The organism is Oleiharenicola lentus (genome assembly GCF_051660365.1).
GTDB lineage: Bacteria > Verrucomicrobiota > Verrucomicrobiia > Opitutales > Opitutaceae > Lacunisphaera > Lacunisphaera lenta_A.
In genome coordinates this window covers 1331601-1355166 of the sequence record NZ_JBOZXB010000001.1, presented here as the reverse complement: position 1 = coordinate 1355166, position 23566 = coordinate 1331601, and the positions used below count along the sequence as shown (strand labels likewise).

Here is a 23566-nt window from a genome sequence, read left to right as displayed (position 1 = left end):
TTTCGCTTAAAGTATTTCGTTGAGATTTCCGGGCTGGAACAACGGCGCGCTTCTGCCAAACGGGAGCGCTCTGTGAACTCGTTTCCGCGCTGCTTCATTCTTCGTTTTTGCTTCACGTCGGCTCTGGCTCTCGCGATCGGCGTGCTGGCTCGCGCCACCACGCCGGCGCTTACCCAGACGTTGCCGGCGCAGACTTTGGAGCCGGGCGGTGCGTCGCTGTCGGTGGATTTGCGGAATTATTTTGGCCTGCCGGGTGTCACGGGGCAGTTGGTGCAATTCGACACCGTGCTCGGCAAATTCAACGTCGAACTGCGCGCCGACTCCGCGCCGGTCAGCGTGGCGAATTTTCTGAGTTACGTGAACAGCGGGGCTTACACGAACACGTTTTTTCACCGCTCGGTTCCCGGATTTATTCTTCAAGGCGGCGGGTATTACGCGGTGACAAATGTCCCGTCGGTTCCTGCCTCCACACCGATTGCACTCGAATATAATCTCCCCAATCAACGGGGCACGATTGCCATGGCGCGCACGAATGAACTCAACAGCGCGACAACCCAGTGGTTTATCAATACTGTCGATAATACGACAAACCTCGGGCAAGCAAATGCCGGCGGGTATGCTGTATTTGGTCGGGTGATCGGCAGTGGCATGAGTGTAGTGGATGCGATTGTTGCGTTGCCGCGTTATAATATTGGCAGTCCGTTTGACACTTTGCCGACGCGCAACGTGCAGAATAATCAAATCTACCTGGAAAATTTGGTTACGCTGCCGAGCGTTACCACAATAGCCACTTATCCTGCGGGAGGCAGCTCGGTGCTGGCTTTTTCTGTAGATAATTCGAACCCGGCAGTCGTTACGGCGACTCTATCTGAGAGCATGCTCAATCTTGCAGCAACGGCTGCATCCGGCAGCGCGACGATCACCGTCACGGCAACCGACACCAACGGCAACACGGCAACTGGATCGTTTGAGGTCACGGTAGCGGCGGTGGTGTTGGCGCAGACGATTGATTTTGCGGAATTGTCTCCGCGCACGTTTGGCGACGCGGCGTTCACGGTGAGTGCGACGGCGAGTTCGGGGCTGCCAGTTGCGTTCAGTATCGCCTCCGGCCCGGCGACGATTTCAGGCAACACGGTGACGATTACCGGATCCGGCTCAGTCGTCGTGCGGGCGTCGCAGGCGGGGAGCAGCGGTTATCTGGCGGCGCCGGATGTGGAGCGAACTTTCCAGGTCGATCGCGCCACGGCGGCGATTTCGATCAGCGGCCTCGCGTTTACTTACGACGGCGCGCCGAAGAGCGCCACGGTCACCACCAGTCCGGCGGGGTTGGCCGTGGCGATCACTTACGATGGTGCGGGCACGCCGCCGACCAATGCGGGGAGTTACGCGGTGCTCGCGGTGGTGAATGACGCGAATTACGCGCAGAGTTCCAGCGCGACACTCGTCATCGCCAAGGCCGGCCAGACGATCGCCTTCCCCGGGCCGGCGAACCAGCCTTTCAGCACCACGGCGATCCCGCTGAGTGCGACCGCGAGTTCCGGGTTGCCGGTGACTTTCTCTTTGGTGAGTGGGCCGGCCACACTCGTGGGTAACGCGCTCTCGTTGACCGGTGCTGGCCTGGTGACGCTGCGCGCTTCGCAATTCGGTGACGAAAACCGCGATGCGGCGCCCGAGGTTGAACACGCGTTTGTGGTCGCGGGAAATTTTGCCTCGTGGCAGATCGAGAAATTCACCTCGGCGGAATTGCTCGATGTGAACCTTAGCGGCCCGAACGCGGTGTATGGTGCGGATGGATTATCGAATCTGGTGAAGTATGCGCTCGGGCTGGAACCGAAGAGCAACGTGACGAGCGGCCTGCCGGAAATTTCCACGACGAGCACCCAATGGATTTACACCTACACGCGCCCGGCTGGGCGGGCGGATGTCACTTACGCCGTGGAAATTTCCACCAACCTCTCTGCGTGGACAACGACCGGCGTGACGCACGTGTTGGTGAACTCCGCCGGCGGCGTGGAGACGTGGCACGCGAGCCACCCGCTTTCGGGCGCGGCTAATGCATTCTTTCGTTTGAAGGTGTTCCGCTGAGCGCGCGGCGGCGGAAAAATCAGGGAATCCCTGAGGACACTTGGTTTGAGCAAAGCAAGGCGTTTGCTGAAGCTGGCGAGATGAACCATCCGCAGACGACCCGGCACGCGCATCGTGCGAAGCCTTGTTTTCGGTCGGGCAGTTCATCCCGCGAACGGGGCGGTTGGTCACTCATTTCGGCTTTCCGCCACAAATCATTCGCCGCGCCTCGGTAGTTCACCCCAGATTTTCCTAGGATAGCACACCCCCCTGATACGCACCCGCATTCACTCTATTTATTTGCACACCACTCATTGGTGAAAGAGCCCAGGCGTTTTGGGAAATTTGCGGCGCATTGCTGAATATTTTCCCGGGAAACGGCAGGGGCCTCCGTGCTAAATTGAAAACGATTTTCTCACCTCGCGAGACCATGAAAAAAGACTGCCTATTTGTTGCCTGTATTTTAGGATTGGTTCACCTGGCCACGGCTCCCGCTGTCGCCCAAGTTTACGGCGTGGGCGATCTGCCTGGTGGCATTGCCTACAGTGAAGTGCGCGACGCCACGCGTGTCTCCGGAGTGATCCACGCCGTGGGTGGATCGAGCGCCAACAGCGGCTCGACCACTGCCGACACGGCGTTCTTGTGGAAATCCACGACCGGCATCGCCGCGATTCCGAATGTCGTGACCAACACGACCGCAACAAATTTTGTCACCGCCTCGGCCATCACGCCGGATGGCGCTTACCTCGCGAGCCGCTCGCGCACCAACACCGCGGCGTTGCGTCAGGCGGTGCGCGTGACCAGCGCGGATCTGAGCAATTTGAATTTCGGGGGAGTCGGCGGTTTTAGCGACTACAGTGCCGCGGCGGGTATCTCGAGCGACGGTTCGGTGTTGGTGGGTTTCAAATTCAATCCCGCCTTGCCAGAGTATCGGGCGGTTCGGTTTACCGCGACAGGTCCGACGGCGACGGTGCTGCCGTTTCTGAACGCGGGTGACAACGAGAGCTTCCCGGCGGCGCGGGGCATTTCGGCCAATGGTAATGTCATTGTCGGCAACAGCTACGTGTATGCGACGACCCAAGGCCAGCACGCGGCTGCCGGTAACAACGCGTTTCGTTTTGTTCAGGGCACTGGCATTTCCGCGATTCCGAAGCTCACGGGCGGCACTTGGAATTCGCCCCTCGCGCTTTCGCCTGACGGCAACCTCTCCCTCGTGGCCGGCAACAGCACACTTTATCCGGCGGGCGCGGTTTATTTGCACAACGCCACGAGTGGCGCGCTGACCGAACTCGGTTCGCCCAACGCTGCGTGGGGCCCGACCAATGTCGGCGGCATGACTGCGGATGGCGCGGTGGTCGTCGTCTCATTCGGCAGCAACGAAACCACCTCGACGTCGCAATCCCCGTATTTCCGTAACGCGCACGGTTGGTTTCACCTCAAATCTGCCGCTGCGGCGCTCGCCGGCGCGAATGTCACCGGTTGGGATTTCGGCGCGGTGTTTGGCATTTCCGCCGATGGCACGCTGGTGTTCGGTTCCGGTCAACACAACGGCGCGACCGAGGGTTACGTGATCGATTTCCCGGCGGGCTACCTCGCCAACTACCACCCGGCCCCCGTCGCGCCCGCGCAGACTTCCATCGTCGGCACGTGGACGGCGGGTGACACCACGTCGGTGGGCGCCGCGCTGTTAACTTTCCTGCCGGACGGCACCTATTTCCATATCCAGACTGCGACCCCTTCGCAGATTGCCGATGGCGGCGCGAATGGTTTCGAACGCGGCAACTACACGTGGAATGCCGCCACGGGCGCATTCGGCGTTGTCACGAAGCAGGACACCAATGGTGACATCGGCCTTTCCGATCTCAACGGCACGGCCGGTTCCACGATCAGCGTTTCCGGCAATACGCTCACGCTCACTCCGGCGGGCGAGGGGCCTTTTGTCCTCACCCGCGTAACTCAAGTGGCCGGCACGCTCACCGGCGCTTGGGCGGTCGACGATGGTGATGGCGTGGTGAAGACCGTCGCAGTGTTTCTCGCGAACGGTCGCTACTACCTCGCAGACGACGGCGAACCGGAACTCGGCGACGGCGGTCCTGGCATGGAAACCGGCACTTACACGTGGAATGCTTCCACGGGCGCATTCTCCGCGACGGCGTTGACCGACACGAACGGCCAGTGGGGCCTCTCGCACCTGCAGCCGCCGACCGTGGCGCAACTTTCCACGGACATTCGGAAATTATTTTTCACCGACGGGGGCGAAACCACGCCGCTCAATCGCATCGCGGCGGCGGTCGCGACGCCGATCACCGTCCAGCCGCAAAATCTCACCGTTACGAGCGGCACCGATGCCGTCTTTTCCGTGACCGTCGCGAATCCTGCCGGCACCACGTTCCAATGGCGCCGCAACGGCATTCCGCTCGGCGGCGCGACCGGTGCGACCTACACGATTCCCGCCGCTAAGCGCGTCGATGCGGATCGCTACGATGTGGTCGTCACGGTCGGCTCGGATATTTTTGTTTCGAATCCGACCGTCTTGTCCGTCGCACCGACGGCATATCCGGGCATCCTCGGCGTCGACACGTCATTTGCGCCAACTCCGCTGACGATCAGCACGCGAATTTTTTCAGCGATCGCGTTGCCGGATGGGAAATGGATGGTCGGTGGCGAATTCTCGCGTTGGGACACTACGCCGCGCTCGTTCCTTGCGCGTTTGAACGCCGACTTCTCGCTGGATACCGGCTTCGTGCCGCCGGTGATCAACGGTTTCGTTTACGCAATCGCGCGCGCCAGCGATGGCAGCATTTATGTTGGCGGCGAGTTTACGTCCGTCGGTTATCACGGTTCCCCGGGCCTCTTCCGTTTGAAGCCGGATGGTTCCCATGATCTCGCGTGGCAGCCGGACGATAATCCTCCGAAAGCCGCCGTCACCGCGTTGGCCGTGCAGGCCGATGGCAAGCTTCTCGTCGGTCGCCAAAGCACATTCATCAACGGCCAGATCGTCACGAGCGGCACGAATGTGCTGCGCCGCCTCAATCTCGACGGCAGCCACGACACTTCTTTCAACGTCGACATCGTCACCAACTCGAATCGCCTGAACGCGATTATTTCCGAGGCGTCCGGCTCGGTGGTGTTCGCGGGCTTGTTCACGACCGTCAATGGCAGCGCGCGCAATGGCGTCGCGCGCGTCAGCTCGACGGGCGCGCTTGATACGGCTTTCGCAGGCGGCATCGGCACCAATGCCAACGCCCAGGTGTTCTCCATCGTCCCCGTGACGGGTGGCGGCTATTTGCTTGGCGGCACGTTTACCCAACTCGCTGGCGTGAACCGCAATCGCGCGGGCAAACTCAACGCCGACGGCTCGCTCAACACCGCGTTCGTGCCCGCCTCGAACAACGGCAACGTCCTCGGCGTCGCCGCGCTCGCAGATGGCCGCGCGATTCTCGCGGGTGCATTTACGATGACCAATGGCCAGCCGTCCCACGGCATCGTGCGTCTCACGACCACCGGCACAGTCGATCAGTATTTTACCGCAGTCGGAGGCTCGACCAGTTTTGCCACGTCGACGGCGGCGCGCACGTTGTTTGTGTTCCCGCAGGCGAATGGTTCGACCGCGTTCATCGGCGGATTCCAGTCGTTGTTTAACCAGCGCCGCACCTGCGTCGGCGTGATCGCGGCCGACGGCACGCTCGCAGCGTCGCCGGCGCCGTTGCTTTATCGTCCGGCTTATACCGGCAGCGCGTATGCGTTGCCCGGCGGTCAGTCGGTGGTGTTTGGTTCGATCGACACCGCGAACGGCGTCGCCGGCCAGGTCGGTCAGGCGCTGCGGGTGAATGACAACGGCTCGGTCGACGCTTCGTTCCCGGTCGGTTCCGGTTTCAATCTCAACGGACTTTCCACGTTCGGTATTTATCGCGCGGTGCGCCAAAGCGACGGCAAGTTCCTCGCGGTCGGCGATCTCTCCGGCTACAATGGCAACACCGCCACGCGTCTCGCCCGCATCAATTCGGACGGCACGTTCGACGCCACGTTCGCACCCGGCTCGGGCCCGAACGTCGTGTTTCCGCCGATCACCGCGATCAGCGGCGGCCGCACCCTGATTTATGGCGGCGGCACAACGCTCACTTACAACGGTTCGGCCATCGCGCGCATGTTCCGCATTCTGTCCAACGGTTCGCGCGATACCACGTTCAATCTCAAAACCGGTCTCCCGGCCACCGCCGGTTTCGGTTTCGTTTACGAGCAACCCGACGGGCGTATGATCGTGGCCAGTGGTCTGACCAGTTACGATGGCGTGGCGACCAGTGGATTCTTCCGCATGTTGGCGGACGGTTCGTTCGATCCGTCGTTTACGCCGGGCACGGGCCCGGGTGGCGGTTCAGTGAACTATGTCGCCGGTCTGCCCGATGGGCGGATGGTGATTGCGGGCACGTTTGCTACTTACAACGGAATCGCCGCGAGTCGCGTCGCGATTATTTCCGCGAATGGTGTGGTCGATACTTCTTTCAATGCCGCGTCCGTGATCGATGCGCCGGTGGGCTACGTGCTGCCGCAGGAAGACGGCAAGCTGATCGTCGTCGGTGATTTCACCGGCACGCCGACGCCTTATGTCGCGCGCCTCAGTGCGACCGGCACGCTCGATACGAGCTTCGCCTTGCACGGCGTGAGCACCGGCTTCGGTGCCGGCCTGCGTCTTTTTATCTCCGATGACGGCAGTGTTTACGCGCACAACCAAGTGATGAGCGCGAACGACGGCGTGCCCGTCGGTTATCTTCGTTTCCGCGGTGCGCCGGTGACGCCGACCATCGCGGTGCAACCTGTCGGCTTCACCGCCGCTTACGGCAGCCCCGGCTTCCTCACGGTGCGAGTCAACGGCACCGGTCCGTTCACCTACCAATGGTATCGCAACGGCGTAATCATGGAGGGCGAAACCAATTCCGTGCTCGCCACCACCAGCTTGAATTTGGATGCGAATGCTTCCTTCACCGTGACGGTCACGGGCCCGACGGGCGTATCCGTCACCAGCAACGCAGCGGTCATCACGATCACCGGCGGCGCCGCGGTGCAAATTCTCGATCAACCCTTCGGTCGCAAGGCCGTCGCCGGTGGCAAGGTGCTCTTCCGCGTCACCGCGAGCGGTGGTGAGCCCCTCAGTTATCAGTGGAAGAAAAACGGCGCGGACATCCCGAACGCCGTGACGGCGGATCTTTGGTTGAACAACCTCACGTCGGCCGACGCGACGAATTACTCGGTCGTGGTCACGAACTCGCTGGGCTCCGTCACGAGCGCCGCCGCCGCGTTGCAAGTGCTCACGCCCGACAACGTGCTCTGGCAGGAATTTAACGACTACACCGTGGAAACGGCGCCGGGCCGCACGTTCGCCGACGGCGCAGGGAAGATTTATGTGCCGTGGACGACGCTGGATCGCACTCCCGACATGGTGGGCGGTCGTTTCGCGGGCGCGCTCGCGCGTTTCGACGAAGCCACGGGCAACTACGATGCCACGTTCCGCCTCGATCCGATTTATCGCCGCGTGATGCACATGGCGCGTCAACCGGACGGCAAGCTCGTGCTCGCCGTCTCCTTGGGCGATACGCAAACCGTGATTCGCGTGAGCGCGACCGGCGTCGTCGATTCCACGTTCAACGCGCCGAACTTCGCGCGCTCGATTCGTTTCATCACGCGCCAAAACGACGGCAAGATCGTCGTCGCCGCCACGGATAATTTGTCCGCCTCCAGTCCGGCGGGTTCGATCGCGACCGCTTCCAGTATTCTTCGTCTCAACGCCGACGGCTCCGTCGACGCCGGATTTGCCGCCGCGACTTTGGGCGGCAACGCGCTGCTCTTCGGTGCGCCGATGGTGGATGGCGCCAATCGCGTTTATCTGGCCGGGGCGTTTTCGGCCGTGAACGGCACGGCGCGCACGAATGTCGCGCGGCTCAATGTCGACGGCACGCTCGACACGGCTTATGCCGCGTCGTTGCCCGCCGGGTTCAGCAGCGTGCAGGCGCGCGGCGTGGATTTCCAGAGCGATGGCCGCGCGGTTTTCGTGGGTGAGTTTAGCTACACGGCGCGGGGCAGTGGCGGTGATCCGATCCAGGCGATCCGTTTCAACACGGACGGCTCGTTCGACACGACGTTCGTGCAACCGCTGCGCAGCCAACTCGGCTTCAACGCGGCCGTGAGCGCGCGTGCGCGCCATGTGGTGGTGTTACCGAGCGACAAACTTGTGCTTGTGAGCACGCGCCTCGTGCGACTCAACGCCGACGGTTCCAAAGACAATTCCTTCGCCAGTTACACCTACCAACGTGAATCCTTCTGGATCTCGCGCGGTGCGAGTGGTGATTACTACGTGCCGGATCAGTCCGGGATCAACGGCGTCTCGGTCACTCCGCTGCTGCCGATTTGGGGCAACGGCGTCATGAAATTCGATGAGGACGGCTTGCCGGATTATACTTTCCAAACGGGTGGCTTCGGTCGCCTCGCTTATCCGGCGAGTGGTCGGGTGGTCAGCGACGGTTCGGTGTGGCTTGGTGGCGGTTTCAATCGCTACGGAGCAACGGTGTTGCCCGGTGTCGCGCATTTCAACGCTCCCGGCACGCTGGCTGCCGCGCAAGCCGCCGCTCCTTCCGGTAGCCCGGAAAATTTCCGCCACGGCCCGTTCGCGGGTGTCGCGGCCGCGGCCGGCGATCAGACGTATGTGATCTCGGGTTTGCCGACCTCCACCGCCGGCACGCTTTACTCTGCGGTGCGTCGCTTGAATGCGAACGGCTCGGAAGACGCGACCTTCTCCGCGGTGTTGCCTGCCGGTTACAACCTCATCACGGCGTCACCGTTCGCTGGAGCCGATGGCAAGCTGATGCTCGCGCAAGGCACGGTCGCGGCTGTGGTCGCCTTGAACGGTGGAGCAGGGGACTCGCTTCTGCGTCTCAACGTCAACGGCACGCGCGATACCACTTACACGCCGGCCCTGACGTCGTTCGCCAGCGTCGAGCGCAATCCCGCCAATCACGCGACCGCACCCAATGCCGTCACGATGATTCGCACTGGCGGTCTGAACGTCGCACAAGTTCTCCCGGATGGACGCGCGCTCGTGGTGGTCTCCGCGGTGGATGGCAATCTCCGCCTGCTCCGCCTCAACGCGAACGGCACGGAAGACACGTCCTTTGTCGCGCCGTCCTTCGGCACGATCACGCCGTCAGTAGGCAATACGACGAATATCACCGACCCGGTTACCGGGACCACCACCCAGTTTCCGATTACGACTTACAGCGCGGCCGATCTGGTGCGCACCGCCGTGCAGATGGCGGACGGCAAGGTTTACGTTGGCGGTCGCTTCACGCTCGCAGGTGTGCCGCGTGGCCTCGTGCGCCTCAACGCGAATGGTTCACTCGACACCACGTTTACCGGCACGGGCATCGCCACGACTTCGATCTATGCGACGCCTTATGTGAGCGCGCTCACGACGGATTCCTCCGGACGTCTTTATGTGGCGGGTCGTTTCACCAGCTTCAACGGCACGGCGACCAGCGGGCTCTTCCGCTTGAAGGCCGACGCCACGTTCGACACGGCATTCGCCCCGGGCTTCAGCCTCGCCGATGTGCCGCGGGCCGACGCGCAGTTGATCGTCGCGAATAATAAACTCTACGCCTTTGGCACCGTCGCCAGTGCGTCCGCGCCGCTTCCGGCCGGCTACGCCGTTGCAGAGGTGCCTTATGTTCCGCTCATCACCGCTCAACCGGTTTCCGCCAACTACGCCGACGGCAGCGTGCAGGCGCTTTCGGTGACGGTGAGCGGTGCTGGCCCGTTTACTTATCAATGGTTCCGCGACGGCGTCGCCGTGACTGGTGCCACCACGAATTCACTTACCTTCGATCGCGTCACGCCGGCCAATGCGGGTTCCTACACCGTGGTCGTCACTTCGGGCGGCCAGTCCACCACGTCGTCCGCGGCGGTCATTACCGTGACGCCCTCCGCGCCGGTGTTCTACGCGGCGAACAATACCTTCAGCAACTTCGGCCGCATTCTTGGCGTCGGCACCAGCGATTACCTGACGGCCGCGCCGCTCTCCGGCTCGGAGCCGATGACTTACCAATGGCATTTCAACGGCGCACCGATCTCCGGTGCCACCGGGCGCACGCTGATGATCAACAACTGGCAACCGGCGAATGCGGGTGCCTACGCGGTCACGATCACCAATTCCCTCGGCTCCGGCACCAGCCCGGCGGACCTCTACCACGTCGCGACTGAAGCCGGTTGGAAATGGCGCAGCCCGCTGCCTACGGGCAACGGCCTCACGCGCGTCAAGTTCGTCAATGGTCAGTTCATCGCCGGCGGCATTCGCGGCACGTTGCTGACTTCGGCGGATGGTTTGACTTGGACGCAGCGCCCGGTCGCCGCGAACAACAACTTGCTCAGCGTCGCTTACGGCAACGGCCTCTACGTGATGATCGGCAGTCTCAACGCGGTCTTCACTTCCACCGACGGCATCAACTGGCAACCCGGCAGCACCGGCCTTCACGGTGCACCGAGCCAGTTGCAGGAAGTCGCGTTCGGCAACGGCAAGTTCGTCGCGACCGGCACCGGTGGCGTCATCAGCACTTCCACCAACGGCCTTAACTGGACCACCGGCTCGCTCGGGGCGGGTAACACGGAGCAGCTCGCCGGTTTGCATTTCGACGGAGACTTCATCGCGATCAGCAGCGGCAATAAAGTTTATGTGTCCGCCGATGGCATCACGTGGACGCAGGAAGGCACCACGCCCGCCGGCCTCAACAGTTTCGCCTCCGATCCAAGCGCCACCGGCCTCGGGGTCGCGGTCGGCGACAACGGTGCGATCCACACCACCTCAGATGGCATCACGTGGACGGCGCGCAGTTCGGGCACGACGAACCAACTCATCGGCATCAACTACGTGAACAACCAGTTCATCGCCACGGGCGCGTTGGGCACGATCGTGACTTCGCCAACAGGCGTGACCTGGACCGTGCGTAACTCCGGCGGCAATCAAAGCAATCTTCAGAGTGCCGCGTTCGGCAACGGTCGTTACGTCATCGTCGGCCAGGCCGGCAATACCGGCCGCACCTTGCTCACCTCGACCGACGGCGTCACGTGGACTTCGTCGATCACCGGACCTTATCAAGGCACGCACCTAAATGGCGTCGCGTCCAACAACGGCTCCACCGCCGTCGCGGTCGGTAATGGCGGCGCCATTGTCTCTACGTCGGATCTCACGACGTGGATCCAGCGCGCGTCCGGCTCGACGGATCAGTTCACCGACGTCGCGTTCGGCAACGGCAAATACGTCGCCGTCGGCGCGAATGGAAATGTCACCGTGGGCACGGTCGATGGCACCACCTGGAGCAAACAGGCCACCGACTCTGTCATCGGCACCAATGGCCTCAACGGCGTGCGCTTCGCCGATAACCAATGGATCGTCACCGGCAACGGTGGTCGCATCTACACGGCTCCCGATGCGCAGCCCTTCGTCTGGATTTCGCGCACGACCAACACCACGCAAGCGCTCCGCAAGGTCGTCGCGGGTGCGGGGCGTTACGTGGCCGTCGGCGCAGGCGGGGTTATCACGACGTCGAGCGATCTCGGCGCGACGTGGACGGTGCGCACTTCCGGCACCGGCCTGCTCCTCCTCGATGTGGCTTATGGTAACGGCAAATATGTCGCTGTTGGCCAGGGCGGCGTCGTCGTCACCTCGACGGATGCGGTGACTTGGAGCGCACCGACCAGTCTTTCCACCGCGGGCATGAACGGCATCACGTTTGCACAGAGCCAGTTCATCGCCACCGCCGGCATCAACGGTTACTTCACTTCCGCCGATGGCATCACGTGGACCGGCCGGGTCAGCGGGGCTTTCGATTTGTTGCTCGATGTGACGGCGCACGGAACGGGCAGTGTGATCGGCGTCGGCAACTTCGGCACGATCATGACCGCCGGCACCGTGACCCGCCCGCTAGGTCGCACCGTGACCGTCAACGCCGGTTCACCGGTCGTGTTGAACGCGCTCTCTTCGGAAACGCCGATTCCGGTCGCCTATCAATGGTCGAAGGCCGGCACGCCGATCGCGGGCGAGACTTCCTATGTTTACCGAATCGCCAGCGCGACGTCGGCTGACGCGGGCAGCTACAGTGTGTCTTCGCTGAATAATTTTGGCGGCGGTTCTGCGTCCATCACGCTCGTCGTAAATTCGCCGCCGAGCATCACGGCGCAACCGCTGACCGGTTCGGCGCCGGAAAACGGCACGCTGTTTCTCTCGGTCACGGCGAGCGGTTCGGGCGCGCTCAGCTATCAATGGTTCAAAGATGGCGTCGCGATCACGGGCCAGAATGGCCCCTCGCTCAGCATCCCGGCCGCTTCGGGCAGCTATACGGTGACGATCACCTCTGCGTTCGGCACGGTGACTTCGAATGCCGCCGTCGTGACGGTCGTGCCTTCGGCACCGGCCTTCAACGCGAGCGGCAACATCCAAGGCACCTTCGGCCAGGTGATGCCGGCTGGCACCAGCGCGTTGCTCACGGCGGTCCCGAGCGCGGGCACGTTGCCAATCTCGTATCAATGGCAGTTCAATGGCGCGGACATCCCCGGCCAGACCGCTTCGACTTATTATCTCCCGGATTGGCAGCCGCAACACGCGGGTGCTTACGCGGTGCGCGCGACGAATTCTATCGGCACCACGACGAGCCCGGCGGAGCCGATTTATGTTTCACCGGAAGGCGGCTGGCGTTGGCGCAACCCGACCCTGACTGGCAACGGCCTCACGCGAGTCACGTTCCTCAACGGCCAATTCCTCGTCGGCGGCCTGCGCGGGACGCTCCTCGCTTCCACGGATGGCGCGAGCTGGACGAATCGTCCGCTCCCGGCCGCGAATAACCTCTTCAACTTCCAATACGTCAACGGCACCTACGTGGCGATGGGCAGCCTCAACGGCATCTTCACTTCGACCGATGGCGTCATCTGGACTCCGCGCACGACCGGCATCAACGGCGCGGTGACTTCGCTTCAAGACATGACTTCGGGCAACGGTCGTCTCGTGGCCGTGGGCAGCGGTGGGGTCACCGCCACCTCGACCGATGGCATCACGTGGGCCGTCGGCTCGCTCGGCAATGGCCGCACCGATACATTATTCGGCGCCACCTATGTGTTGAATAAATTCTTCGCCGTCAGCGGCAACAATGGCGACGTCTTCTCCAGCCCCGATGGGGTCACGTGGACGGCTTCGGCCACAGGTGCGCCGACGTTGCGTAACCTGACCTACGGTGCCGGCCGCCTCGTGGCGGTGGGCGATGGTGGCGTGATCGTGACCTCGACCAACGGCACATCGTGGGCGCCGGCGGTTTCGGGCACGACGAATTTCTTCACCGGAATCAGCTTCGTGAACAACCAGTTCATCGCGTGCGGTGCGCTCGGCACGATTCTTACTTCGCCGGATGGTGTCACGTGGACGGCTCGCAGCGCAGGCGGCAACCAGAGCAATCTCCAGAACGCGAGCTACGGCAACGGCCGCTACGTGATTGTCGGCCAGGCCGGCAACAACGGCAAAATCATGCTGACCTCCACAGATTCAATCACGTGGACATCGTCGATGATCGGCCCGCGTCAGACGATTAACATGCTCTCGGTCGCCGCTTCCGGTTCAGCCGTAGTCGCGGTCGGCAATGCGGGTGCGATCATCAGTTCGACCGATCGCGCTACGTGGACGGATCGCGTTTCCGGCACGGGTGTCGCGCTGAGCGATGTCACCTATGCCTCCGGCAAATTCGTCGCCGTGGGCAACGCCGGTAATATCACGGTTTCGACCGATGGGGCCACGTGGGCGCTCCAGTCGGCGAGTTCGACCATCGGCACCACGAGCTTGCTGGGCGTTCGCTACACCGGCTCGCAATGGGTCGCGGTGGGCGACTTCGGTCGCATCTACACTGCGCCAGATGCGTTGCCTTTCGTGTGGACCCAACGCACGTCGCCGGTGACCACCAATCTACGCAAGGTTACCTTCGCGAATGGCCTGCACCTCGCGGTCGGTGTCGGTGGCAACATCCTCACTTCGCCGGATGCGATCACCTGGACGCGCATCGTGCTCGCGGGCAATCCGCAGCTGAACGACGTCACGTTCGGCAACGGGGTTTATGTCGCCGTCGGCGTGGCAGGCCGCGTGGCCTACTCGAGCGACGCGGTCACGTGGACTTCGATCCAGCCTTCAGTGGGCGCGTTGAGCAGCGTCAACTTCATCAACGGCACCTTCATCGCCACCGGCTCGGGTCACACGTATTACACTTCGACTGATGGCATGAACTGGATCGGTCGCTTCACTGGCTCGTTCGACCCGATCAACGACACGACGCTCTTCGGCGGCGAAATCGTCGGTGCAGGCAACTTCGGCACGGTGATCACAGCTGGCGCGCCCGTGATCGCCAGCCCGGGTAACTTCACTGCTTCAACGGGCACGGCGACGATCCTCAAATTCGCGGTCTCGAATTCGCCAACTCCCGTGACTTACACGTGGACGAAAGATTCCGCGCCGCTCGTCGGTGCGCCGAATTCGCCGATCCTCGTGATTCCTTCCGCCACCGCCGGCAACGCGGGCGTGTATCAACTGACCGCGACCAACGCATTTGGCAGCGCTGTCAGTTCGTCGGTCACGCTCACGCTCAACGTCGGGATCGCCATCACCGCGCAGCCCACGCCGCAAACCGCGCTCGTCGGCGGTTCCGCGACTTTCAGCGTCACGGCCACCGGCACCCCGGCTCCGACTTATCAATGGCGCTTGAAGGGTGTGAACATTGCCGGCGCCACGAGTTCTTCCGTCACGCTCACCAACGTGCAACCGGCCGACGCCGGTCTCGTGTCCGTCGTGCTCACCAACGCGGGTGGCTCAGTCACCAGCAACGCGGTGCAACTCACGGTCAACCCGATCGCTCCAGTCATCACGAGCCCGCTGGTTGCCTCGACCGTCGCGAATGCGCCGTTCAGTTATCAGATCGGCACGAACCAAACGACAGCGACATTCACCGCCGCACCGTTGCCCAACGGCCTCGTGCTGAATGCCACGACCGGAATTATCAGCGGCACGCCGACGCAAATCGGCACCACAAATATCACGCTCGGCGCGAGCAATGTCACCGGCAGCGACAGCGAAGTGCTGCAACTCACGGTGCAAGCGCCGCCGCCGATCATCGGAGGTGCCGCTTCAGTCGACGGTCGAGTCGGAGTGGCGTTTAGCTTCACGATCACCGCAAGCAACAGCCCGACGGCGTTCTTCGCGACCAATTTGCCTCCGGGCCTGACGTTGAGCGGCGCTACGATCAGTGGCACGCCGACGGCGGCGGGATATTATTCCGTCACGGTCACCGCGCAAAATGCGACCGGCTCGAATGCCCGCGCGCTCACGATCCAAATTGCTCCGCCGCTCAACGCGCCGGTCTTCACGGGATCCACAACGCCGAGCGGCACCGCCGGCGGCGCGTTTAGTTACACGCCGGCCTTCGGCGCGGGTAACACGAACTACGCACTGGTTAATCTGCCCAACGGTTCGCCGTCCGTCCTGCCTTCCGGCCTGACGCTCAACGCGACCACCGGCGAAATCACCGGCACGACCACGCAAACCGGCACGTTCCAAGTAGCCATTCGCGCCACGAACGCCGACGGCAGCACGACGGTCGTGCTCACGTTTACGTTCAACCCCGCGCTCACCGCGCCGCTCTTCACGAGCAACAGCTCGGTGATCGCGACAGTCGGCACGGCATTTAACTTCACGCTCACGACGTCGCCGGCGGCGACGACCTTCGCGGCGGTTGGTTTGCCGACGGGCCTCTCGCTCACGGCTTCGACCGGTGCGATCAGCGGCACGCCGGTTGAACCGGGCATCTCCGCGGTGACGGTCACCGCGACCAATGCCAGCGGCTCTTCCAGCGCGACGCTGACGATCACGGTCAACTCGTCCGCGCTCGCGCCGGTGCTCAGCAGCGCGCCGGTCGCCCAGGGTCGCGTGGCCTCGCCATTCACGTTCACGAACACCGCGACCAACGCCGCGGAGTCCTACGCCGTCGTCCTCGGGACATTGCCGAATGGATTGTCGCTGAACATCGCAACCGGTGCCGTCACCGGCACGCCGACCGTGGCGGGCCAGACCAGCGTATGGTTTGCCGCCTCGAACACCGCAGGCGGTCGCGGCCCCGCACTCGAAGTGCTCTTCAACATCGATCGCGCGCTGAACGTCCCGACCATCACGAGCAACGGCACCGCCAACGCGCAAGTCGGCCAGTCCTTCCTCTATCAAATCACTGCGACGAACAGCCCGACCGCGTATGCCTCCTCCACGTTGCCGGACGGCCTCACGCTCAGCGCGACGACCGGAGTCATCTCCGGCATCCCGGCTGCGCAAGGCTCGGCGGACATCACGTTGACCGCCACCAACGGTGACGGCATCAGCGCACCGAAATTGTTGACGCTTACGATTGCCGCGCCGCCAGCGACGCCGTCGATCACGAGTTCGACCGCCGTCGGCGGGCGCGTCGGCGTAGCGTTGTCGTATCAAACGACTGCCTCGGAAAGTCCGAATTCGTTCGCCGCCGATCAGCTGCCGGCGGGTCTGAGTATCAACTCGACCACGGGTTTGATTAGCGGCACGCCGACGGTGGCGGGCGTGGTGACGGTGCAATTGCGCGCCGCCAACAACGCCGGCCTCGGCCAGCCCACCGCGGTGTCGTTTAACTTCGCCGCCGCGCTTACCGCACCGGCGATCACGAGCGCCCCGACGAGCAACGGCAAAGTTGGCACGCTCTTCAGTTACACGATCACCGCGAGCAACACGCCCACGAGCTTCGCCGTCCAAGGCGTCTTGCCGGCGGGGGTGTCGTTGAACACCGCCACCGGTGTGATCTCCGGCAATCCCGCTGACGCGCCGGGTGCGTATTCCGTGGTCGTGACCGCGACGAATTCGGCGGGCACGAGCCAGCCGCAACCGTTGCTCATTACGATTGCTCCAGCGGACAATACGCCGGTCATCACGAGCGCGACTTCGGCTCCGTCGATGGTTGGGGCCGCGTTCTCGTATCAAATCACCGCGACGAATGTCCCGGCGGCACCGTTCCCGCCGTCGGTATTCCTTGATGCGCTTCATCTGCCGCCGGGCCTCGCGGTCAATCCTTCGACCGGATTTATCCAGGGCACGCCGTTGGCTGCGGGCACTTACACGGTGACGCTCGTTGGCATCAACGCCAACGGCACCGGTTCGCCGCGCGAGTTGACGATCACCGTCAGTCCGGCCGCCAACGCGCCGGTAGTGAACAGCGCCAGCAACGCCTCCGCGCAAGTCGGCGTGGCGTTCAGTTACCAAATCACCGCGACTAACGTGCCGACGGCGTTCGAAGCGTTGGATGCGCCGGCGTGGTTGAGTGTGAACACCGCCACCGGTCGTCTCGCGGGCACGCCGACGGCGCCGGGCTCCGTTGCAATCCTGCTCCGCGCCGCCAATTCAGCCGGTGCCAGCACGCTCGCGCCGCTCAGCCTCTCGATTGCCGCCGCGCCGAATACTCCGGTCGTCACGAGTGTGCGCGACACCAGCGGGAAGGTGGGTGTCGCGTTCGTCTATGATGTAACCGCCACGCTCACACCGACCACGTATCGAGCCGCCGGCTTGCCGCCGATGCTCTCGATCAATCCGGCGACGGGCGCGATTCGCGGCACCCCGACAGTTTCGGGCACGTTCCGCGTGATCATCAGCGCGACCAACACCAACGGCGAAGGCCAGCCGGTGACCCTGACCATTACGATCACCCCGAGCATCCAAGTCGGCGGCTAATCCTGGAAAACTAAAAAACCATTTAACAAATCGTCCCATGATTTCCCGGATTAACTCCCTCACCAAAACCCTCTGGCTGATCCTCGGCTTCGCAGTGCTCGCCACGGCAGCGCACGCGGCTGATGTCACGCTGCCCGCTGGCCAGGCGGGTGTCGCTTACACGCCTTACAACATTCCGTTCACGCCGACGCCCGCTCCAGGCACGACGTATGCCGCGACGAATCTGCCCAACGGCCTCTCGATCAACGCCACCTCCGGCACCTTCAGCGGCACGCCGACCCAGTCGGGGGTTTTCGCGGGTGTCGTTTCGCTCACGGAAGGCGCCAACGTAAACAACTTCACTTACTCGCTGACGATTGCCGCCGCCTTGGGCACGCCGCAAATCACGAGTTCGCTCACCGCGCTCGGTGCGGTGGGTTCGGAGTTTGTCAGCATCGTCACGGCCAGTAACTCGCCGACCAGCTTTAACGTCGGCGCGTTGCCGGCCGGTTTGTCTTTCAATAGTTCTTCCGCGCAAATTGTCGGCACGCCGACCACGGCGGGCACTTATCCCGTTTCGCTGAGCGCAAACAATGCGTCCGGCACGGGCGCGTCCGTGACGCTTTCGATTACGATCGAACCCTCGGGCCCGGTTCCCGCGATCACCAGCGCGGCCGCGGTTTCGGCGGATTTGAACACGCCGTTTAACTACCAAATCGTCGCAAGCAATTCGCCCACGAGTTACTCGACCAACGGTCTGCCAGTCGGTCTTTCGTTAAACACAACGTCCGGCCTTATCAGTGGCACGCCGACCGTCGCAGGTGTTTCCACCACGACCCTCACCGCCACCAACGGCAACGGCACGAGCGCGAACTTCACGCTCACGCTCACCCTCGGCCCGGTCTCGGTTATCAACAGCGCCGCCACGCTCACGGGTTACGCGGGCGCGGCGATCACGCCGTATCAATTTACGGCGACGAACTCGCCGCTGAGCTTCAACGTCGGCGCCTTGCCGAGCGGCTTGAGTTATTCTTCGAGCACCAAACAAATCACCGGCACGCCGGCTGCGGTCGGCACGACCTCGGTCGCAGTGACCGCGAACAACGCCACCGGCACCGGCCCGAACTTCCAGTTGAGCATCGTCATCAGCGCGCCGACCGCGCCAACGATCACGACGCACCCGGTTTCACAGACCAAGAATGCCGGCGAAGCCGTGACCTTCACGGTCGCGGTGACCGGCGCGCCGGCTCCGACCTTCCAATGGAAGAAGGGCGGCAACGCGATCAACCTGGCCACGAGTTCGTCTTACACGATTACCGGCTTGGCGACCGGCGACGCTGGCGACTACACGGTCACCGTCACGAACGTCGGCGGCAGCGTCACGAGCGACATCGCGGTCTTGGTGGTCAACGCCGCCGGCCTCGAAGCATGGCGCGCGGCCAACTTCAACTCGACCGAACTCGGCAATCTTGCCGTCAGCGGTCCGAATGCGGTGTTCGGAGTCGATGGCCTTTCCAATCTCGTGAAATACGCCCTCGGCCTCAACCCGAAGGTTAACATCACCAGCGGCTTGCCGGAAGTGACCACCACGTCGACGGAGTGGGTTTACACCTACACCCGTCCGGCGGATCGCGCTGACCTCAGCTACGCCGTGGAAGCCTCGACCAATCTCACGACTTGGAGCGCCAGTGGGGTGACGCATGAACTGGTTTCTTCGGCCGGCGGAAACGAAACCTGGCGCGCGCGTCTGGCCCTCGCCGGCAATGCCAACGCATTCTTCCGTCTCCGCGTGATCCGCAACTGATGCCGAACTACGCATTTCTACTTACCGGCGGTAAATCGTCTCGTGTCGACGGCCGGCACGAGACTATTGCTCGATTCACGACCCAAACGTTTTCGATTCATCGTCGCGAAAAATTCACAAACTCGCCCTGATACTGGCTTGCTTCCCGCTTTAACATTTACTCCTGTCTTCACGTCACGGGCCCTCTACGCACACATCGCTATGAAACTTAGGAAATCGCTGCTCGCACTCGTCCTCGTCCCCACGCTCACCTTCGCCGTCGACACGGCCTACTCGCCCCCGGTGGGTGGGATGACGATTTCTGTATCCGCAGGACAAACTGGGTCTGTTGCGTTGCCTCTTTTGCATGATCGAATTGGCACCGGAGCAATGGTAGGTAAGCTCACGGGAGTTGGCGCAAATTACATCGATGTGAGCGATGCTTCATGGGCTGCGGGAGCATTATCGACCGCCGCTAATCCCTACTACCTCCGAATTACGTCTGGTGCTGCAACAGGCCGCGTAATGCCGGTAGCCACGGCCACTTCAAATACGACAACCCGTGTTTTTGTTAATAACGACGGTATTGATTTAACAACAGCATCGGGCCCGGTTGCCGGAGATTCATACGAGTTGGTTTTAGCGGATACTTTGAGCACATTGTTTACCGGAATCTTGCAAGGTGGGGTGGACGCGAACTCGGCTGATAATATTCAGGTTTGGAGTGGGGCCGCATGGCAGACTTACTATTATAATACCACGAGATCCCGATGGGAACGCAGTGGCTTTCCAACGATCAGCACCAACAATATCGCTTTGCGGCCGGATCGCGGTCTCATGATAACTCGCCGAGCAGCAACTGATCTGAAGCTTTACGTTAGTGGACGTGTGCCGGATAAAGCGCCCCAATATTTTCACTCTCGCTCGGGGAATACGTTTTTGAGTGTAGGTATTCCTGTTAGCCAGACATTGGGCCAACTTAGCCTTCAAACTCGTGCACTTGGTTGGGTTTCCGGAACATCAATCAATAATGCAGATTCTCTTCAGGTGTGGAGTGGTGCTGCTTGGCAGAGTTATTACTATGATACTACCAACGCCCGTTGGCAACGTGAAGGGTTTCCCACGCTGAGTTCTAACGGTGTTAATATTAGCGGAAGACCTGTTATGATTCGTCGCCTCAATTCTGCGGCGGCATCGGATTCCCTGATTAATCTACCATTGCCTTACACACTTAATTAATTTTACCCTTCCATGGTTACTTTGTTTTCAAACTAAATTTTTATCTTCTTCAATCCAACGAAATGAAAAAAACAGCTTTCACTCTCTTGTTCTTAGGTGTCGCGGCCTCTGCTTTTGCGCAGACTCTTTTAATTGATGATTTTAACGTCAGTGTGACTTCCGGCGAAGGAACTGTTAATGCTTCCAGTAGTTGGGCTGGGCAAGTTACCCAAGGGGCAACGACTATTGTCATCGGTGGGACTGCGAAAGACGATAACGGTTTCGAGTATTTCCCAGCATCATTTCTGAATCTATCTGCTTTTAACCAAATCACTGTCGTGGGGCAACGTGATGTGGGTAATGTGGCAACGTCATTTGCATTATCTTTTGACTCTTTTGACGGTGAAAATTTCACGACCCAAGTTGTGAGTGTTGCGATGAGCGCATTTAACATCGGGTCGCTGACAACGGTTAATATTCCAGTAGCTTGGACAATTGATGCTACGAATATCGCTTATGTGTCATTTGGCGGCGGCAGCATTGGTTCTGCAGCATTTCGCATGACTCTCGATAATTTGGCCGCGACAACATCAGTTTCCGCAATTCCTGAGCCTTCCACCTACGCCGCGATTTTCGGCGCGATGGCACTGGGTCTGGTTGCATACCGCCGTCGTCAAGCTCGTTTGGCGGCCTGAGTTAGCTTTCAGTTTTCGTTTTCCACGGGGGCGACTGTTAAGTCGCCCTCTAATTTTTTACGGAGCTGGACGGCCCAGTTTGCTTTCGGAAAAGCTTCGGCCGTAGCTCGCGACAGCGTGAGTGCGCTTTCTTGCAACTCGGGGGTCGCTGCCCAAGCCAGCGCGAGACGGGAGATGTCAGGAGCAGGCGTCCGGGTATTCGCGAGATAATGTTTTGCTGCGGCAACGAGCTCCGCTTGTTCACGTAGCTCGCCATGGAGCTCGATGCGCGCTAAACGAAGATCAGTTGTGATCTTATCGATTTTGGCTCGCTCAAGTTTGCGAATGCGGGAGCGGGCATCTTCCCAGCGTTTAGCCTTTAGCTCGTCTTTCAACGCGCGCAACTCCAGTTGGGCGGCGAATTCGGTTTTGATTTCTGACGCTGAAGTCGTCGCGATCCGGAACTCATCACCTTCACGAACGATGGATTTTTCCGGAGCATACGCATTGCGGAACGCGGGGAATCGGTTGGTGGCGAGTGTCGCGATCTCGTTGTTAAGGTCATTAAGGCCTGCTCGTTTGAGACTGCGGAGCATGAAGCGATAGGCGTCCGGGCTCAGTCTGGGCTGGTTCGCAAAACCGATTAGTTGAGCGCGGCTGGACGGTGAATCGCCCTTCACGACCTGTAACACAAAATGGGTTCCGTTGATCCAGTCCGCCATCGGAAGTTTGGCCGCTGCTAGTGCGACTTTGGTTTTTTCGAACTCCACTTCGGCGTCGGCAGTTTGTCCGGTCGTGATGAGGCCCTGGACGTAAAGGATGCGCAGATCGATGCGTTTGATGCCGGCGTTTTGAGCTTCGTTCCAAGCGATGCGTAGCCATTGCGGATCGTTTAGATCGCTGAGTTTTTTGAACAGTTGGACCAGCAGGCCGGGATCGGCGTTAAAAAACAGCAGGTAACTGTCGACGCTATTCGCAAACGCCTTTGTTTGGGCGCGACGCGCGTGCATCAATATTTTTTCGAGTTTGGGTGATGCATTGGTGGGATCTGATTTCTCCCATTCAGTAATTGATGCTGCGACCGCTGCATAATCGCCGGCAGCTTCCTGTAAGTTCACTTGCATCGCGTAGCGGTCGGCAGGAAGTCCGAACCGTGTGGGGTCTTTCTTCAACTGGTCGAGCGCCACCGTGGCGTTGCCACGCTCGATCTGACTGCGCGCCCACGCGGATTCCACGGCAAACAGGGGCGCGGCGATTGTGCTCTGATGGAGAGCGTCGAGTTCGTCGTAGCGTTTGAGTTTTTCCAGCGCGACGGCTTTTTGCGCGTTGAGCCAGCGGACTTCGTCAGGAGGGGCGTTTTTGGAGAGACGCTCCGTCAGTTGCGCCACTTCTTCGTAATCTTCCAAATAGTTTGCCACGCGAAACAACATGTCGCGATAGCCCTTGCTTGGTCGGCCGAATTCCAAGCCCTCCACGAGCAGTTGGTGGGCGCGATGAATCAAACCGATGCGCACGTAAATGCTCGCGAGGGTCACACGGCCGCTGGTGTTTTGCGGTGCAAGCACGATGCCATGACTGAGCAGCATGATGCCGCTCGCGCCTCGACCATCACGTAACTCTTGGATGCCGTCGGCTATTAATGCGTCGCCGCGCTTGTGGCGGGCTTCTGACCAGCGCGTGGGCAAAACCAGATCAGCGTAGGTGAGCTGGCTGTAGGCGCTGCGGCCCCAAAGATAATAGAGCGCGCTGGCTCCGATAAAGTAACCGGCGACTAACGTGCCGCCGCTCCAGGCGAGGGTGCCGCGCGTGCTGAAGACGATCCACCAGCGGCGCGGGGTTTCTTTGTGGTAAAAACCAACCAGTCCCAAAAACCACCGGGCCTCCGGCACGACCGAGGATTTCCAAACGATCCGCAGGCGGGGAATTTTGAATTGAGCGACTGGGGCGCGGTCGAGTTGGGCCATGGGGTTTGAGTCTATGATTTCCTCGGAATCCTAAAGCAAAAAGGCCGCTCAGAGAGAGCGGCCTTTAAGATTAATT

Annotated in this window: 6 protein-coding genes; 5 read left to right on the top strand and 1 reads right to left on the bottom strand. The window is 61.4% G+C overall.

From position 1 onward, the window contains the following. The first annotated feature begins 72 nt into the window (after nucleotides 1–72). The 5 genes from ACRRQW_RS04895 (at nucleotide 73) to ACRRQW_RS04875 (ending at nucleotide 21547) form a co-directional block, all read left to right on the top strand. Nucleotides 73–2085 carry a peptidylprolyl isomerase gene (locus ACRRQW_RS04895; RefSeq protein WP_438480141.1) on the top strand — a complete coding sequence of 671 codons (2013 nt, stop codon included), beginning with the start codon at nucleotides 73–75 and terminating at the stop codon, nucleotides 2083–2085. A gap of 409 nt (nucleotides 2086–2494) precedes the next feature. After that, entirely contained in the window at nucleotides 2495–17872 is a 15378-nt protein-coding gene (locus tag ACRRQW_RS04890) for a beta strand repeat-containing protein (RefSeq protein ID WP_438480140.1), read from the top strand. A gap of 37 nt (nucleotides 17873–17909) precedes the next feature. Continuing rightward, nucleotides 17910–19655 carry a putative Ig domain-containing protein gene (locus ACRRQW_RS04885; RefSeq protein WP_438480139.1) on the top strand — a complete coding sequence of 582 codons (1746 nt, stop codon included), beginning with the start codon at nucleotides 17910–17912 and terminating at the stop codon, nucleotides 19653–19655. A 201-nt stretch (nucleotides 19656–19856) separates the two neighbouring features. Continuing rightward, nucleotides 19857–20873, top strand: coding sequence for a TIGR02597 family protein (locus tag ACRRQW_RS04880; RefSeq protein WP_438480138.1), 1017 nt, complete (start codon nucleotides 19857–19859; stop codon nucleotides 20871–20873). A 62-nt stretch (nucleotides 20874–20935) separates the two neighbouring features. Then, nucleotides 20936–21547, top strand: a complete 612-nt coding sequence (locus ACRRQW_RS04875; protein WP_438480137.1) for a PEP-CTERM sorting domain-containing protein — start codon at nucleotides 20936–20938, stop codon at nucleotides 21545–21547. Between the two features lie 8 nt (nucleotides 21548–21555). On the opposite strand, the gene ACRRQW_RS04870 is transcribed toward ACRRQW_RS04875, so the two are convergent. Beyond that, on the bottom strand, nucleotides 21556–23490 hold the full coding sequence (locus tag ACRRQW_RS04870) for a hypothetical protein (RefSeq protein ID WP_438480136.1): 1935 nt from the start codon (nucleotides 23488–23490) through the stop codon (nucleotides 21556–21558). Nucleotides 23491–23566 lie beyond the last annotated feature (76 nt).